Below are 15,024 nucleotides of genomic sequence, written 5' to 3' on the forward strand. Positions count from 1 at the left end.
TCCACCAGTCCATATTCGAAAGAAATTTAATCCTACGCCATTCCTCATTAATCCTCAAGCGTGATTTATACCGTCGCAACGACTTTAGTCAGGGATTCGTACAGGCCAATTATTTCCTCAATGTCATTTGACTGAAGAATGTTCCCTTTATTGATAAAAATACCTCGATTGCAGAATTTGCGCAGGGTTCCCATGCTGTGGGAAACCATCAGCATGCCCTTGTCCTGTGATTTTTGAGCGAAGACCTGCTCGCTCTTTTTTTTGAACTGACCATCACCCACCGATAAGCTTTCGTCAACCACATAAAAGTCGAAGTCAAAAGCCATCGAAATGCCAAAGGTTACGCGTGAGCGCATCCCCGAACTATAGGTCTTAAGCGGCATGTCAAAATAATCGCCAATTTCAGCAAATGCCTCAATAAAGGCAATTTTCTGCTGCATTTCTTCGCGCCCAACTTCCATTAATCGACAGATAAACTTTGTATTTTCCCTGGCCGTTAAATGCGGCATGAACCCAGTTCCCACGCCTACGGGCCAGGAAATGGTGCTGGTGCGCTCTATCGTTCCCTTATTGGGTTTTTCAACACCACAGAGCAGGCGCAGCAGGGTTGATTTGCCCGCACCGTTTGGACCAACCAGGGCAAGGCGCTCGCCGCGCTCGACCCGGAAAGACAGGTTTTCAAAAACAAGTTTGCGCCGGCCCTGAACCTTGTAGGATTTGCTTACATTTTGAGCTATGATCATCGCTGCTGTATCTCAATTAATATTCGCTCACGACTGACGGTATACAATCCCAGTCCAAATACCAGGGATATGATGCTGCATTTAAACAGATAGACCGGATCGGTATAGTCCTGATGCAGGGTCGCTCCACTGAAACACTGACGAATAATTTCGATGTACTGAAAAACCGGGTTGTACAGCATGATCTCGCGCAGTGGTTCAGGTAAAAGTTCAGCGCTGAAAAATATGCCTGATAACATATAAAAAATACGCATTAAGATCGTCATGGTTGTTTTGATGAAGGTAAAGAAAAAACAGGCAATGGCCAGTGTGAGGCCAACCCCCAGCGCAAGACACACAAATGACAGGGTATTTAACAGGAGATAAAACAGATTGTGAACCTGCCAGGGAATTCCAAGCCAGCTGAAAGCGGCAAGAATCAGCATGAAAATGATGAAACTAATGGAAAATTCCGACAGGACAGTGGCAAGCAGCGTATCAATTGGTCTTATTTGCCTGAAATTGAAAAGATCCTTGTTTGCCTTGATCAAATTGGTGCTGTTTTGAAAAGCATTACGTATAAACAAAAAAGATATGGCACCCAGCATGATAAAAAGCGCCGGGGCCAGCCCGCCGGAATTGGCCATGCCAAGGGATGAGCGCATAACCATCCAGATGACCACGTGCAATACAGGCTCAAAAAAAACGAGAAAAATTCCCATTGAGCGGCTGCTGTTGATGGATGTAATGAATTTTTTTTGTATATTTCGAATGAGTAATGCAACAATGGATGCTCTCATTACCTGCCAGGAAGTTCTGACCTGAGTCGCCATTTCCAATGCCCCTTTCAAAAACAAGGACCAGAATCACTGGGCACTTTTGTTTGGTTTTTGTACTGCTGTATTATTTTCCTGAAAAAATAATACAGCAGTACTCAAAAATGTTAAATCTACGAGGAGAGCAGGCGAAGTGAAGCTCACTGCGAAAAATCTTTAGCCAGTGTAGCCGTCGTTATCGCTGTCGTGAGAGAACGCTAACGCACCGCCAATTACCAAAGCAATTAAACCTAATCCTATTAACCAGTTCATTTATATATCCTTATATTATGATTTAAAGTCATTGTCAGTATTAGCATTTTCACCCGAAAAATCAATTATTATGATAAAAAAAAACAGTCTCTGTTATTTCTTGAAAATTTATTGGGCAAGGAGATTTTTTATGGTCTGAAAACGGGTGATCGCGTACCGCAAAAACCCATCGTGGCGAGACGAATAAATATCGCGCAGAGTGTTAAGATTGTTGTAAGAAATCATCTCATCGCAGTAGCCTTGTACCGGGACTTTGATTTTCTGATTGTCAATGAGAAGAGACAGCGAGGGTGGCCTGACAAGATGGCCTGTATTGAAAATATACCATTGGATAAACTGTAAGTAGCGTTTCTTTAAATCGCTTTGCTGCAGGGCTGCCAGGTAGGCAGTCTGGATGGCCTGTGGAGAGGGCTCAGCTGCCGTTGCGACGACGTCATATATAGCCCGGGCAAAATGAACGATGGGTTTGAAATGCAGCATGGCCTCAAAACCAACGCTGCTGTTGGCAACGAAAACAACCCTGGCGCGCGACAGGATGTCGTGTAGTTCACCTGCCTTGATAAACTGGACCCAGGCTGAACGCCGTTTCATTCCTAAATATCTCAGTGAGGGTCTGATTGGATGACATTTGAACAGAACCCTGATTTTATACTGCTCAGCCCAGTCGATAACCGCGTGCACAATATCGCGAAGACTGTAGGCGGAGCCGAAGACCAGAGAATCATCATCGGGTATCTGCAGGGGAAAGAATACGTCGAACGGCGGTATGGGTGCCGTCTGCTGCAGATATTTGGTCGTTTTGCACTGCCTTACTTCCTGACAGAATGCTTCTGCCTGTTGACAGTCGATAATATCCTCGTAAGCATGCTTCCCATAGTGTGAGCTGGTTGAGCCCCAGCCATTACGGTCGATAGTAAAAAAAAACGGATAGATTTCCTGCATATAAAAAAAGAGCCTGTCATCCTGAAACTGAATTTTGTTGCCGTGTGGAAGATAAATAACCTCATGTGGCAGGCCGCTGATGAACTCAGGCGTAATTTTTTCATGCGGGAGGCAGATAATTTCGGCGTTTTCATTATTGAGTACATGCGCATCCCGGATAATTTTGGGAAAATACTGCCAAAAGAGGCGTGTATGGTCATGAATTCTACGCAGAGCGCTGTTAAAGGTGTACTTTATGCCTGCTTTAAAGGGCAGATCTACCCGGCGCGTGATGACGGCGATTCGTCTCTCTGATGACAATGACGGACCTAAGGTGTTATCAAACGGACGCACTTCGGCATTGCAGCACACAACACTATGGTCTGAAAGCTGACTGGAAACCAGATCCTGTCCTAAATCCTGATAAAGCGGAGATCGGCTCCGTTTTATCAGCCTCATCAAATCAGCTGTATTTTTAAGATTCTGTGACCTTGCCTTGTTCAAAAAGCGGAATGTTGCCCGAGAGGGTTGTATCCATAAAGCCGGCGGAGCCATTGCATTAAACATATTGGATGAAAAAGCAATGGATGTGGCATGCAGCCTGTTTAAAAAAATGAGCAGGTCCTTTTGTACCAGGCTGTCGATGCGCAAATACAGGGTATTGCAGTCTGCGTTACTCAACTTATCAAGGACGATGGGCAATAAGTCCTGTTCATTATCGGTAAGGGATGTTTCTGTACTGAAAGATATTTCTATGGCGCGGGCGGATTGCCTGAGTAATGCTGCCTGTTCTGAAAAACTGAGAGGGGGGTTAACAACATGCAGGTGCACAAGCTGTCCGGGTGAGTGGTAATTGATGGCTGCAACAAACCCTGTGGCAAACCGGCTGAATTCATCCCCCCGGCAGTAACTGACAATCTGCATTGAATACAAAGATAAGATCCCTTTAACTGCTTCATCGCGACATTCTAGCAAAAAGATTGGGTATGACCAACAGATCGATAATTTAAGCCCGCGCCTTGTGAATCGTATGTGGTTGAGATTTTATGAAACTTATGTGATAGTGAAAGCGGGAGTTAGTTAATGGATTAAATTTAAATTATGGATAGCCTTATGTTTAATAATAAAAATATTTTGGTAACAGGTGGAACAGGATCTTTCGGTAAGAAGTTCATTAAAAATGTTCTGAGCAATTATTCTCCTAACAGAATCGTAGTGTATTCCCGCGATGAACTTAAACAGGCAGAAATGAGTGAGTTCATAAATGCTCCCTGTATGAGATATTTTATTGGGGATGTTCGCGACAAGGCACGTTTAAATGAGGCCATGCATGGGATTGACTATGTCGTTCACGCCGCAGCATTAAAGCAGGTTCCTGCCGCAGAATACAATCCTCTTGAGTGCATTAAAACCAATATTCATGGAGCTGAAAATATCATCAGCGCCGCAATCAATAATCGTGTAAAAAAAGTGATTGCATTGTCAACTGACAAGGCAGCCAATCCTGTGAATCTTTACGGTGCAACCAAACTGGCTTCAGACAAGCTGTTTATTGCGGCTAATAACATGGCTGGCAAGGATGGGACCATTTTCTCTGTTGTTCGTTATGGTAACGTTGTTGGTTCACGAGGTTCAGTCGTGCCCTTCTACCTGAGACTGCTCAAGGAAAAGGCGACTTACCTGCCCATTACTGATAAGCGCATGACCCGATTCTGGATCAGCCTCGATCAGGGCGTTGATTTTGTAAACAAAGGCTTTATGCGCATGCATGGTGGAGAGATTTTTGTACCTAAGCTCCCGTCCGTGCGAATAGTGGACCTTGCTGAAGTGATGGCTCCCAACCTGGAAAAACGATACATCGGTATAAGACCAGGTGAAAAGCTGCACGAAATCATGTGTCCGGCAGATGATTCCCATCTGACTCTTGAGTTTATGGATCACTACGTTATTCGACCGACTATCAAATTTCATCGCGGGGACGTGAACTACACCCTGAATGCGATGGGAGAGGTTGGCATCGCGGTTGAGGACTCTTTTGAATACAGTTCGGGTAAGAACGATCATTTCCTCACCATGGCAGAAATCAGGCAATTCAACGAAATGGCCCTGGGCAGCAAACTAAGGGCGGATATAGATGCCCTTGGTCTTGGGAAAAAACTGAAAGTCGAAGAACTGGTAATGGATTAGTCTTAAATTTTCTGGCGCTGTGACCACAGGAACGTGGTCATGGCACCAAAAATTAACCAGTTTAAGAGTTATGCTGCCTGAATTAGGATGAGATGGGTTCGTCATGCGTTATATAAAAGAAATAAAAGACTATCTGACAAAACAAAGTGATGTAAGAAAAAAAGTACGCTCTTATTTTCTTGACCGGATAACGCTGCTTTTACGTGGAAAAAAACCACTGAGTCATCAATATCCCTACGAGCTTCTCGATCCGTTTATCATCTATGGTGATGTTTCCGGTTTTGCCCGCTTATATCTTGTTGGTGACAACTGGAAAAATAAATCGGATCCCAAGCCAATCGCTCTGATGGTAGGGTTTAATGATTGGAAATTTGGCTTTACCAGTGATTACCTTCCTGAATACAGAACCGTATTTTCACCCAGAAAACACGTTGGCATGGGGCTTGTAAAAGCCATTTATTCGCTGGTAGAAAAGCCGTCCGTCATCATTGTCTGGGGCTTTACCGACGGTTATTTTTTACGAAAATATGCGTTAAAAAACAATATCCCCATCTATAGAATGGAAGATGGTTTTGTCCGTTCTTCCGCGCTGGGAGCATCGCATGCCACGCCTTACTCGATATGCCTTGATAAAACCGGCCTGTATTATGATTCTACTCAGCCTTCCGATATTGAAACCATTCTGAATACCTGGCCTTTCGATAAGGATCCTGATTTGCTTAAAAAAGCAGAAGGGGTCTTGAATACAATCAGTGAACTGAAGATTTCAAAATATAACCCGGCACGTTTCTCTGCCAATACTACTATCCACTCCATAAAAACGACCAAAAGGGTTGCGGTATTAGGACAGGTCTATTCGGATGCCGCCATACGTTATGGCAATCCCGATGGCTGGTCGACAGAAGAGCTGATTCAATTGGCACGGCTTGAAAATCCCGATGCCGAAGTGCTGTTTAGGCCCCATCCCGAAACCTATGATGGCTACAAAAAAAACAAGATAAAACGGAAAAAAGTTGAGTGCTTTGCGCAGATCATTTCACCAGAAGAGCCTATTATTGATTTTCTTGAAACGGTTGATCACGTCTATACCATTAACTCGCTTTCCGGTCTGGAAGCGCTTATTCGAGGCATAAAGGTTACCGTAGTTGGCGCGGCATTTTATGCCGGCTGGGGATTAACCGATGACCGAACCGAAATGCCGCGAAGAGATGCCACCCGAACCCTGCTGGAACTGGTTGCCGGGGTGTATTTAATCTACCCACGCTATCTGGCGGATTTAAACAACAGTGAGCGCGGGCTGAAGGCCGCCTGTTTAAAAATTAAAGCCGATTATGAATATAATCTGTTTGAAAAAAGCCGCCTGCTTGCGCTGACTAATATCGAAAATCTTGCCATGAAAAGCCGCTCCATGTTTTGGCCACAATTGTTTTTTGTAGACAATCTGGAGGGTGCGGTAAAAGACGGTCTTGTTGATAAAATCAATTTCTCAAAAATGATTGATAATAATCCGGGCAGGCTGTACCAGACCGTGTTCATGTTTTCCATGGCGGGGGCTATTGAAAGCAGCCAGGCACGTGATATATTTTTAACCAAAACCCGCGATTATATTGATAAGGATATTTATAACGACCTGTTATTGGCCCTGAATGATTTTCATCCAGGCGATTACGTTCACCGACAATTGAGCTGGTTACTGGGCCAGAATGAAGAATACAGCCAGTCTGTAGATTTGATAGCCTCCAGGACCACGATCATGGAAGAGCCTATGGAGCAATCTGAGGACAATCCAGAGCCTCCAGAGTATCCCGTTCTGCCAAGAAAGCTGGTTAACGATGAATCCGCCAGGGTTCTTTTGCAGCTGCATGATACCCACAAAGAATATAAAAACTACGGCGAAGCCATAGAGGCTGCAAAACAGTTATTTATTTCGGGTCATGCCTCCACGGTTTTATTCATGAAAATGGCTCAACTGGCTGAGCTTACCTTCGATACGAATTCTGCGGTTCAGATTGCTTCCTTTTTACAGAAGATTGCGTTTATGGCGCATAATCGTGGAGGCCTGCATATCGAGCTGGAAAATGCGCCAACGGAGTTATCAGAAGAAAATATTGACTACCTTATGGAAAGACTGGTCTTACAGTTGAAGACCAATCCAGACAGAATTAATAAAAGCTGGGCTGTATTTAAAAAATATTTTAACAACCCGGAATATTACAATGTCTTACGTGCGATCTTAAGACTGGATAATGATCAAAGCATACACAAGGCACTGGCTTATCTCGAGATTGATGAGCTTGCGCGTGCCAAATCAACCATGGAAACCATCATTAAAACGGGTGAGTTATCTGACAAAATATACGTCACCTACTCCAAAATTCTCTCTACCATGGGCGAGAATGAGCGGGCTCTGAGTCTGATAAAAAAATCAGTCCATCAGCAGTATACGCATGATAATGTGACCGAACTGCTGCGTCTTCTCAAAGGACTGGGTCGTTTTGAAGAGGCGATGAGCTATGCACGGAAGGCCAGAATTAAAAAAATAGACATTACGGATGAAGGGCATATCATGCCGATTCATTTTGGCCTGCAGCAAATTGAAGAAGGCTACCGGTGTTTTCTTGATACAGCACTCAGAAATAAACTGATTCGCTATTACGGTGCTGATAAATACAACCAGACCGGCAGCCTGAGCGCCCATAACCTGTTAATCATCTTCAGTTCTGGTCCAGCGGAGGAAATTCGTTTTGCCTCAATGTATCAGGAGATGACAAAAGCGCTGGGTGCCAGTAACTTTAAACTGACCTGCGACTATCGTCTGCTCGATCTGTTTGAGCGCACCTTTCCCGATATTCATTTTATTCCAGTCAGAAGAACCCGGTTTTTTACACCGCAGTATCCCCGCGAAGATTATAACCTGCTGCCAGGTAATGATTTGATTAATGCACTGGATAACCGTGGTCATCAGGCCGTAGGTGAGGCAGATCAAATCATACTGTTCACGGATTATATCTGGCAGTTTAGAAAACAGTATTCCTCGTTTCCTGGCAAGCCTTACCTGAAATACGATCACGCCAAAACGGACAGATTGAAACAGCAGCTTCCCAAAAACACCCTTCTGGTTGGCCTGTGCTGGCGAAGTTTCCTGTCAAATGCCATGAGAAATGTTCATTATCTGACGATTCAGGAAATCGAACCCATTTTTAAAATTCCAGGCATCACCTTTGTCAGCCTGCAATACGATGATGCTTCCGAAGAAGTCAGCTGGATAAACGCCCGTTATCCCGGGAAATTGATTGATTTGGATAATATTGATCAGTTTAACGACTTTGACAGCGTGGCCTCGTTGATGAAATGCCTGGATTACGTTGTAACGCCCAATTCCGTGGTCAGTGATTTAGCCGGGTCGCTGGGCTGTTCCGGGTTTATTTTTTCTACGCATGCCGAGATGCACTGGCGCAGAATTGACGAATCAGGCACCGATGTCTGGTTTCATTCGATGAGGCATATCAATGCGGATTTTGGTAATAATGAATTACTGGTATCTAAAATAGTCAATCAACTGAGTCAGCTGGCCAGACAGGCGCATCAATCGCGCTCGGAACAGCTTGCGGAAATAATCGAATAAAATTTTACTGGATGACGATAAAATGGATGATAAAAATTTTTTTCATGTGGTAATCGCCTCTGATTCGCTCAGTCTGCCGCGGCCATGGAACCAAAAAAATCTGCAGGATTCCCCGGAAAGCTTTTTTCGTATTGATCAAACCTATCCTTTCTTATTGAAAAAAAAGCTGACATCCCTGATGGACGAGGAAGTGATTGTATCGAATTATGCGGTCAGAGGCTCTTCCATACAGCGACCCTCGGGAATAACACCGGATCTGTTCTCCTGGATGAGCTCCGATATATCAATCATTCATCACGGAATCGTCGATTGCTGGCTGAAAGATGATGGCGAAACGCGCATTCCCAAATCCAATTTTACGGATTATGTAAAAAAGATTATGGAAGACAAGCTGCGATGGGGGCCGAAAACACCCCTGATCGTGATTGGGATGCTGCCAACGAATGAAAGAATGTTAAGTAAAAATGCCAGACAGAATGATGTGATACATGAATTTAATGAGGTGCTGCGTGAGCATATCAGGTCGGATGTGTCGATTTTTATGGACATGGAAAAATTTGATGAGGCAGATAAGGCGAAGATGGTACACGAAGACGGCCATCATCTAAGCCGCTATGGTCATATGATGTATGCTGAGCATTTATGTGAAAATATTAAAAAATTATGCGGAATCAATCTGCCAGAAATGGCTTGACCCTAATTTGACTTATCACGGAGATGGATTTTAATGATTCCTTACGGCAAACAGGATATTAACCAGGATGATATAGATTCCGTAATTGCGGTTCTAAAATCTGATTTTCTGACTCAGGGACCGATGGTCCCGCAGTTTGAACAGAACCTCGCTGCTTATTGTGGTGTTGAATATGCCATTGCCATGAACAGCGCCACGTCGGCCCTGCATGTTGCCTGCCTTGCGCTGGGGCTGGGAGCCGGAGACTGGTTATGGACAAGTCCGGTAACCTTCGTTGCATCGGCCAACTGTGCTTTGTATTGTGGTGCACAGGTCGACTTTGTTGATATTGATCCGGCTACATATAATATGTGCGCTGATCGCCTGGAGCAGAAGCTTATCCGGGCTGAAAAGGAAGGAAAGCTGCCGAAGATTGTCATTCCTGTTCACCTGGCAGGGCAGTCCTGCGATATGACGCGCATTCACGCACTTGGCCAGAAGTATGGATTCAGGATCATAGAGGATGCCTCTCATGCCATTGGCGGACAATATCTGGGCCGACCCGTTGGCGGCTGCCAGTATTCTGATATTACCGTGTTCAGTTTTCATCCTGTGAAAATTATTACAACGGCAGAAGGTGGGATGGCAACGACCAATCAGCCTGCTCTTATGGAAAAGATGCAGTTGCTGCGCAGTCACGGGATTACCCGCGATCCTGCGTTAATGAAAAATCCCATGGCGGGCGGATGGTATTACGAGCAGTTGGAGCTGGGTTTCAATTACCGAATGACGGAGCTTCAGGCGGCTCTTGGTGTCAGCCAGCTGACGCGGCTGGATGAGTTTGTTGCCAGGCGACATGAGTTGCGCCTGAGTTACGATGAGCGTTTACGCGATCTGCCTGTTACAACGCCGTACCAAAACCCAGATGCCCGCTCCGCCCTGCACCTATACCCTGTTCTCCTGGATCTGGAGCGAACCGGTTCAGGTCATGCGGCCATATTTCAGGCTTTGCGCGACAGAGGTATCGGCGTAAATCTGCACTATATTCCAGTCTATCGCCAGCCCTATTATCAGCGCATGGGATTCAATGCGTCTGATTACCCCGTTGCTGAGCATTACTATAGTCGAGCGATCAGCCTGCCAATGTTTTCAGGTTTGAGCGCCAGTGATTTGGACTGCATTATTACAACATTACAAGAGATACTTTTATGACAGCGCAATACTATCCTGAGCTTATTATCGAATGTGCGAACTCACATTCGGGGAACAAGGCGACTCTCGAGGAAATTGTCCGGGCAGGAGCCAGGTTTAACTATCCCAATAAATCGATAAAATTTCAGATATTTTCCCCGGATGGCCTCGCGCTGAAAGATTTTTCCTGGTACAAAACCTATGAGGAAATTACCTTTGACAAGGCATTCTGGCAGGAGCTTATTGCAACGGCGCATCAAGACATAGGCAAAGTCTGGCTGGATCTTTTTGATGTTTACAGTATTGATGTACTGCGCAGTAATCAGCATTTGATTCATGGCGTTAAAATTCAGGCTTCTGTATTGGAAAACTACGAAATACGTGAAGCGCTCAGGCAAATGGATTTGAGCTCACTCAACGTCATACTGAATATTTCCGGTTATGAGCTTGACGAGGTGGTGAGGCTGGCAGCAGAGTTTCAGGCCTTTCATTTTCGTGAAATCATCCTGCAGGTGGGCTTTCAATCGTATCCAACAGAAGTTAAGGATACAGCCCTGCAAAAAATAGCTGTGATCAAGTCCCTGTTCAGTAACAGGGTATGCATGGCTGATCATGTTGATGCCAATACACCGGCTGCTCTGGATATTCCCGTGCTGGCTCTGGCCCATGGCTGTGATTTGCTTGAAAAGCATATTTGTCTTGATAGAGCGCAGACCAAATATGATTATTACTCCTCTCTGGAGCCACAACAGTTTGAGATGCTGTTTAAAAAAATTGGCGTCTGGCTTGAGGCTTCCAAAGGATATTTTATCAGTGCGGCAGAAAAGAACTATCTGGAAAAAAGTATCCAGATACCCGTAACACGGAACAACCTGCAATCCGGTCAATTGTTAGGATTGGCAGACATCAAATTCAGGCGAACTGATCAGACAGGTCTGACCTTTAATCAAATACGGCATATTCAGACACAAAAGAAAGTATTGAAGCATGATAAAAAGCTGGATTCGGCCATTTGCGAGGATGATTTCAGACAGGCGAAAATCGGTGTCATTGTTGGCGGCAGACTTAAGAGTACCCGCCTGGAAAGAAAAGCAGTTCTGCCGATTGATGGTCAGCCATCTGTTGAAATGTGTCTGGAAAACTGTCTGAACATTCCTTCGCAGGATGTGGTGATTCTGGCAACCTCCGTATTGAATGAGGATGCGGAGTTAAAAAATTATACCCTGGGTGGCCGCGTGTCATTTTTTCAGGGGGATCCGGATGATGTTATCTCACGATATGTGGCTGCGAGTGAGCAGTTCGGCATTGATGTGATTGTCCGCGTGACAGCCGACTGCCCGCTGACTTCTCCAGAAATTGCTGAAGCGCTGTTAAAAAGCCATTTTGAATCAGGCGCGGATTACACAACAGCCAATCATTTTGCTGTTGGTACCAACTGCCAGATTATTAATGCGACAGCCTTAAAGCGCGTTTTGGCTTATTTTAATCGCGCCGAGCTTTCTGAGTATATGACCTGGTATTTTGAGAATAATCCGGAGTTTTTCAAGTTAAATTATGTTGATTTACCTGAAAATCTGATTCGAAATTATCGCCTGACGCTGGATTACGCGGATGATTTGAACATGTTTGAAGCATTATGTGGAAAACTGAAAGCGGAGGGCCTCGAAAGAACAACCGCTAACGTTTTCAAGGTGCTTGATGAAAATCAGGACATTGCTGCGCTGAATTCCGGGATTCAACTGAAATACAAGACGGATGAAACGCTGATTCAGCAGCTGAATGCCAGGACACGAATGGCCCTGGCGTGAGGCCTAACCATATAAATCCGGCCCTTCAAGTCAGACCTGGATTTTTGCTTGATTTTCCGTGAACAAGCCGCGGTAAGTTGGCGTCCAGGCTGATTCCATTTTTTTGCAAACTCACCACGTCATCCCGAGCGCAGCGAGGGATCTCCCTGCAGTGGCAGGATCTGTAACATATCGAACGATACAAATCGTTCCACTCAGGATTCAATGAATTAATCAAATCATGCTTCTTTTTTCGAGACCACCCCTTGATTTGTTTTTCACGCTCAATGGCCACAACGATACCTGAACAAACTTCAAAATAAACCAGTCGATCCACATTGTATTTTTGGGTAAATCCAGCCACGAGTTTATTTTTGTGTTCATAAACACGGCGTATCAAATCATTGGTAACACCAGTATACAAAACATTATGGTGTTTATTGGCCAAGAGGTAAACATATGATTCCGTATGAATATCTATACTATTCCTTGCTGTATTGGACTGTGTTGTTACCGCAGATTCCTGATAACACAGGAATCGTATCAGAAAATACAGGCTGGATGGAACTGATAAGGCTCAATCCTTATCATATGTGCCACTGCAGGGAGCTCCCTCGCTGCGCTCGGGATGACGTGGTGAGTTACCAAAAAAGAGTGGGCAATAATGAAGCAAATTAATTAGGTGCCAATAGGCCAAGGCCCAACCTGTAACGGCTACGCTCACGCACCAGTCATTGATGGGAGCGTAGCCTTTTCCACGCCTGCAATCAGGCAATCAATATGCCTGAAAACTCCAGTTCCTGCTGCTCCAGCGGACAAAGGGTACTGGCTGGGTAGGCTGTGACATCAACAGGCAGGTTCTTGATGTCGTCTTCCGTAACATTGGGGGTAATGATAACCCGGGTCGTTTCTTTCGCCTGCAGGATCTGCGAAAACTGTCTTAAAAATATCCTTGGTTTTTCATGGTCGCTGGATGGTCTGTTCGCATAAATGTTTTTGATGAACAGCCTGTCTTCTCCAAACTGAACCTTGATATATCCCGTTGCAATCGTCGAATTGATCATGAGCCCCAAAAGACTCTCTCCCGGCCTGAGATCAAAACTGACTGTCGCTGTTTTATCAATATTTAAAAAACTGGCTCTGATGATTGCTGTTTCACGATATATTTCCCTGCAATTGCCGTTAATGTTTACCTGATCGGGTTTTAACAGCCTGATTTTATCCAGCTTAATGTCGCAGGGATCGCTGGTATCTTCGGTGGGGGCATGGGTCGTTGTCGACAGGGTCTTACTGAAAACCGAGCCAATCAGCTCATTACACAGTTTATGTGAAAAGCCTGAGGTATAGTGCATTTCATCGGTATAGAGCTGCTCCATGTTAGGTCGGGAATAATTTTCGCTTTTTATATAGTCCGTTACAGAGAAATAATTGATGTTATATTTTTCAGCCGTTTTTTTGTAAATACTGGGAACAACAGACTCGTTTTTCAGATGTCTGTCCAGTTCACTTAATGGCACAAATTCAAGAAAAAGCAGTTTGCAGCGCGACTCGGCTGCTGATCTTGCCAGCTCCTCCGTCATGGAACGAATCAGCTCTTCCGGATAACCATCAATGCTGTTGAAGTAGACATCGTTCAGCGTGTATTCAAAAATAAGCAGATCATATTGTTCCAGTAATTTCTTTTCCTTGATAATGGTTAAACCATACAGGCTCGAAATGCCGCCAAGGCCAAAGTTATTAACGCTTACGTCGTATAGTCTCTGCAGGCTTTCCTTAAATGCGGGCGCCCATCCTTTCAGCATAATGCTGTTGGAGCCGCCTATGATGGCAATTTTTTTGAGACCGTTTGCATTCCCGACGTTTTCCTGTATTTTTCTGCTCGTCTCAGAAAGAAGCTCGGAGATTTGTTTTTCACAGGAATAGCTCTGCGTTGCTCTTTCAAGTGAAAGCAGGCTGTTATGGTAGGGAAAATCATTAAGAACAGCTGACCATAATGAGGCCGCCTCATCGAACATGCCCTGCGCCAGATGCTGCTCAATCAGACGAATGCGTGGCTCAATCCGGTCTGGAAAGCGCTGCATGGTCTCACGATATTTTTCACAGGATAACCGCTCATTCTGAAATTCACGGATGATATCGGCATTGAGCAAATAATCATGGTAGGTTGTCAGATTACTGTTACTCGACTGATTGACATGCTCCAATGAATTGTTATAGCGAATAGACTCGACTTCCACTTCTTTCAGCATGGTTTTAATCCGGGCATTATCCGGATTTTTTTTCAGCAGTTTTTCAAGCAGTGTCTGGGCTTCATCAAACTCGCGCAGCTTGATATGAATATTGCAGGCGCTAAGCTCAACGGCGAGACTTTCCGCAAAGGCCTCCCGATATTGGGTGATATATTTTTTAGCCATGGGCCAGTTTAAAAGACGAACAAATATATCCACTTTTGTGTACAGTATCCGGGCATTGATGTCTGCCTTTTCTTCGTATTTTTTTATAATGGAAAGTGCCTGTTCAAACTTGCCTAATCGTGCCAGAACAGTTGCATAGGTGGCCAGATTTGCTACCTGATCCGGTGCTCGCTCATAGGAATACTGAAGCTGGATTTCCGCTTCTTCGAGGTTGTTCTGGCGCAGGTAAATTGAGGCCAGTCTGTATCGCAGGGCCAGGTTGTCCGGATCATCCAGAACGGCCTGCATGGCCAGACTTTCCGCTGAATGAAAATTACCGGATTTGATAAACGCGTCGATATCGTTGAGCACCATCATGGCAGGTAGATCCTTCTGAAATTAATCCTGCCTTTGATTCTAATCCTTTCAGTCCTCAG

General features: G+C 44.8%; 10 protein-coding genes. 5 read left to right on the forward strand and 5 right to left on the reverse strand.

Features of this window, described 5'->3' with window-relative positions; genetic code table 11:
• Positions 1-65: 65 nt before the first annotated feature.
• The 3 genes from ACQUTA_RS02630 to ACQUTA_RS02640 form a co-directional block, all read right to left on the reverse strand.
• Positions 66-743: an ABC transporter ATP-binding protein gene (locus ACQUTA_RS02630; protein WP_444986637.1), complete on the reverse strand. Its 678-nt coding sequence runs from the start codon at positions 741-743 to the stop codon at positions 66-68.
• Positions 740-1,555, reverse strand: coding sequence for an ABC transporter permease (locus ACQUTA_RS02635; protein WP_444986638.1), 816 nt, complete (start codon positions 1,553-1,555; stop codon positions 740-742). Before ACQUTA_RS02635 ends, ACQUTA_RS02630 begins: the two co-directional genes overlap by 4 nt.
• Positions 1,556-1,918: 363 nt before the next feature.
• Positions 1,919-3,655, reverse strand: a complete 1,737-nt coding sequence (locus ACQUTA_RS02640) for a capsular polysaccharide export protein, LipB/KpsS family (protein WP_444986666.1) — start codon at positions 3,653-3,655, stop codon at positions 1,919-1,921.
• 189 nt (positions 3,656-3,844) lie between these two features.
• On the opposite strand from ACQUTA_RS02640, the gene pseB reads away from it, so the two are divergent.
• The 5 genes from pseB to ACQUTA_RS02665 all read left to right on the forward strand — a co-directional run bounded on the left by pseB (position 3,845) and on the right by ACQUTA_RS02665 (position 12,215).
• On the forward strand, positions 3,845-4,918 hold the full coding sequence (gene pseB, locus ACQUTA_RS02645) for a UDP-N-acetylglucosamine 4,6-dehydratase (inverting) (protein WP_444986639.1): 1,074 nt from the start codon (positions 3,845-3,847) through the stop codon (positions 4,916-4,918).
• A 103-nt stretch (positions 4,919-5,021) separates the two neighbouring features.
• Positions 5,022-8,543, forward strand: a complete 3,522-nt coding sequence (locus ACQUTA_RS02650) for a capsular polysaccharide export protein, LipB/KpsS family (protein ID WP_444986640.1) — start codon at positions 5,022-5,024, stop codon at positions 8,541-8,543.
• Between the two features lie 22 nt (positions 8,544-8,565).
• On the forward strand, positions 8,566-9,237 hold the full coding sequence (locus ACQUTA_RS02655) for a GDSL-type esterase/lipase family protein (RefSeq protein WP_444986641.1): 672 nt from the start codon (positions 8,566-8,568) through the stop codon (positions 9,235-9,237).
• Between the two features lie 33 nt (positions 9,238-9,270).
• Positions 9,271-10,428: a UDP-4-amino-4,6-dideoxy-N-acetyl-beta-L-altrosamine transaminase gene (pseC, locus tag ACQUTA_RS02660; RefSeq protein WP_444986642.1), complete on the forward strand. Its 1,158-nt coding sequence runs from the start codon at positions 9,271-9,273 to the stop codon at positions 10,426-10,428.
• Positions 10,425-12,215, forward strand: coding sequence for a cytidylyltransferase domain-containing protein (locus ACQUTA_RS02665; RefSeq protein WP_444986643.1), 1,791 nt, complete (start codon positions 10,425-10,427; stop codon positions 12,213-12,215). Before pseC ends, ACQUTA_RS02665 begins: the two co-directional genes overlap by 4 nt.
• A gap of 25 nt (positions 12,216-12,240) precedes the next feature.
• Here ACQUTA_RS02665 and ACQUTA_RS02670 read toward each other — a convergent pair whose 3' ends face one another.
• Positions 12,241-12,750 (reverse strand): GIY-YIG nuclease family protein, encoded by a 510-nt coding sequence (locus ACQUTA_RS02670; protein WP_444986667.1) that lies wholly within the window; start codon positions 12,748-12,750, stop codon positions 12,241-12,243.
• 211 nt (positions 12,751-12,961) lie between these two features.
• Complete coding sequence (locus ACQUTA_RS02675) at positions 12,962-14,965, reverse strand: tetratricopeptide repeat protein (RefSeq protein ID WP_444986644.1); 2,004 nt, start codon at positions 14,963-14,965, stop codon at positions 12,962-12,964.
• Between the last annotated feature and the right edge of the window lie 59 nt (positions 14,966-15,024).

The sequence above is a fragment of the Legionella navarrensis genome, from assembly GCF_052527415.1.

What these genes read in the sequence shown, in the direction of transcription:
- ACQUTA_RS02630 (WP_444986637.1), bottom strand. Translation starts at nt 743, where the DNA reads ATGATCATAGCTCAAAATGTAAGCAAATCCTACAAGGTTCAGGGCCGG.
- ACQUTA_RS02635 (WP_444986638.1), bottom strand. Translation starts at nt 1,555, where the DNA reads ATGGCGACTCAGGTCAGAACTTCCTGGCAGGTAATGAGAGCATCCATT.
- ACQUTA_RS02640 (WP_444986666.1), bottom strand. Translation starts at nt 3,655, where the DNA reads ATGCAGATTGTCAGTTACTGCCGGGGGGATGAATTCAGCCGGTTTGCC.
- pseB (WP_444986639.1), top strand. Translation starts at nt 3,845, where the DNA reads ATGTTTAATAATAAAAATATTTTGGTAACAGGTGGAACAGGATCTTTC.
- ACQUTA_RS02650 (WP_444986640.1), top strand. Translation starts at nt 5,022, where the DNA reads ATGCGTTATATAAAAGAAATAAAAGACTATCTGACAAAACAAAGTGAT.
- ACQUTA_RS02655 (WP_444986641.1), top strand. Translation starts at nt 8,566, where the DNA reads ATGGATGATAAAAATTTTTTTCATGTGGTAATCGCCTCTGATTCGCTC.
- pseC (WP_444986642.1), top strand. Translation starts at nt 9,271, where the DNA reads ATGATTCCTTACGGCAAACAGGATATTAACCAGGATGATATAGATTCC.
- ACQUTA_RS02665 (WP_444986643.1), top strand. Translation starts at nt 10,425, where the DNA reads ATGACAGCGCAATACTATCCTGAGCTTATTATCGAATGTGCGAACTCA.
- ACQUTA_RS02675 (WP_444986644.1), bottom strand. Translation starts at nt 14,965, where the DNA reads ATGATGGTGCTCAACGATATCGACGCGTTTATCAAATCCGGTAATTTT.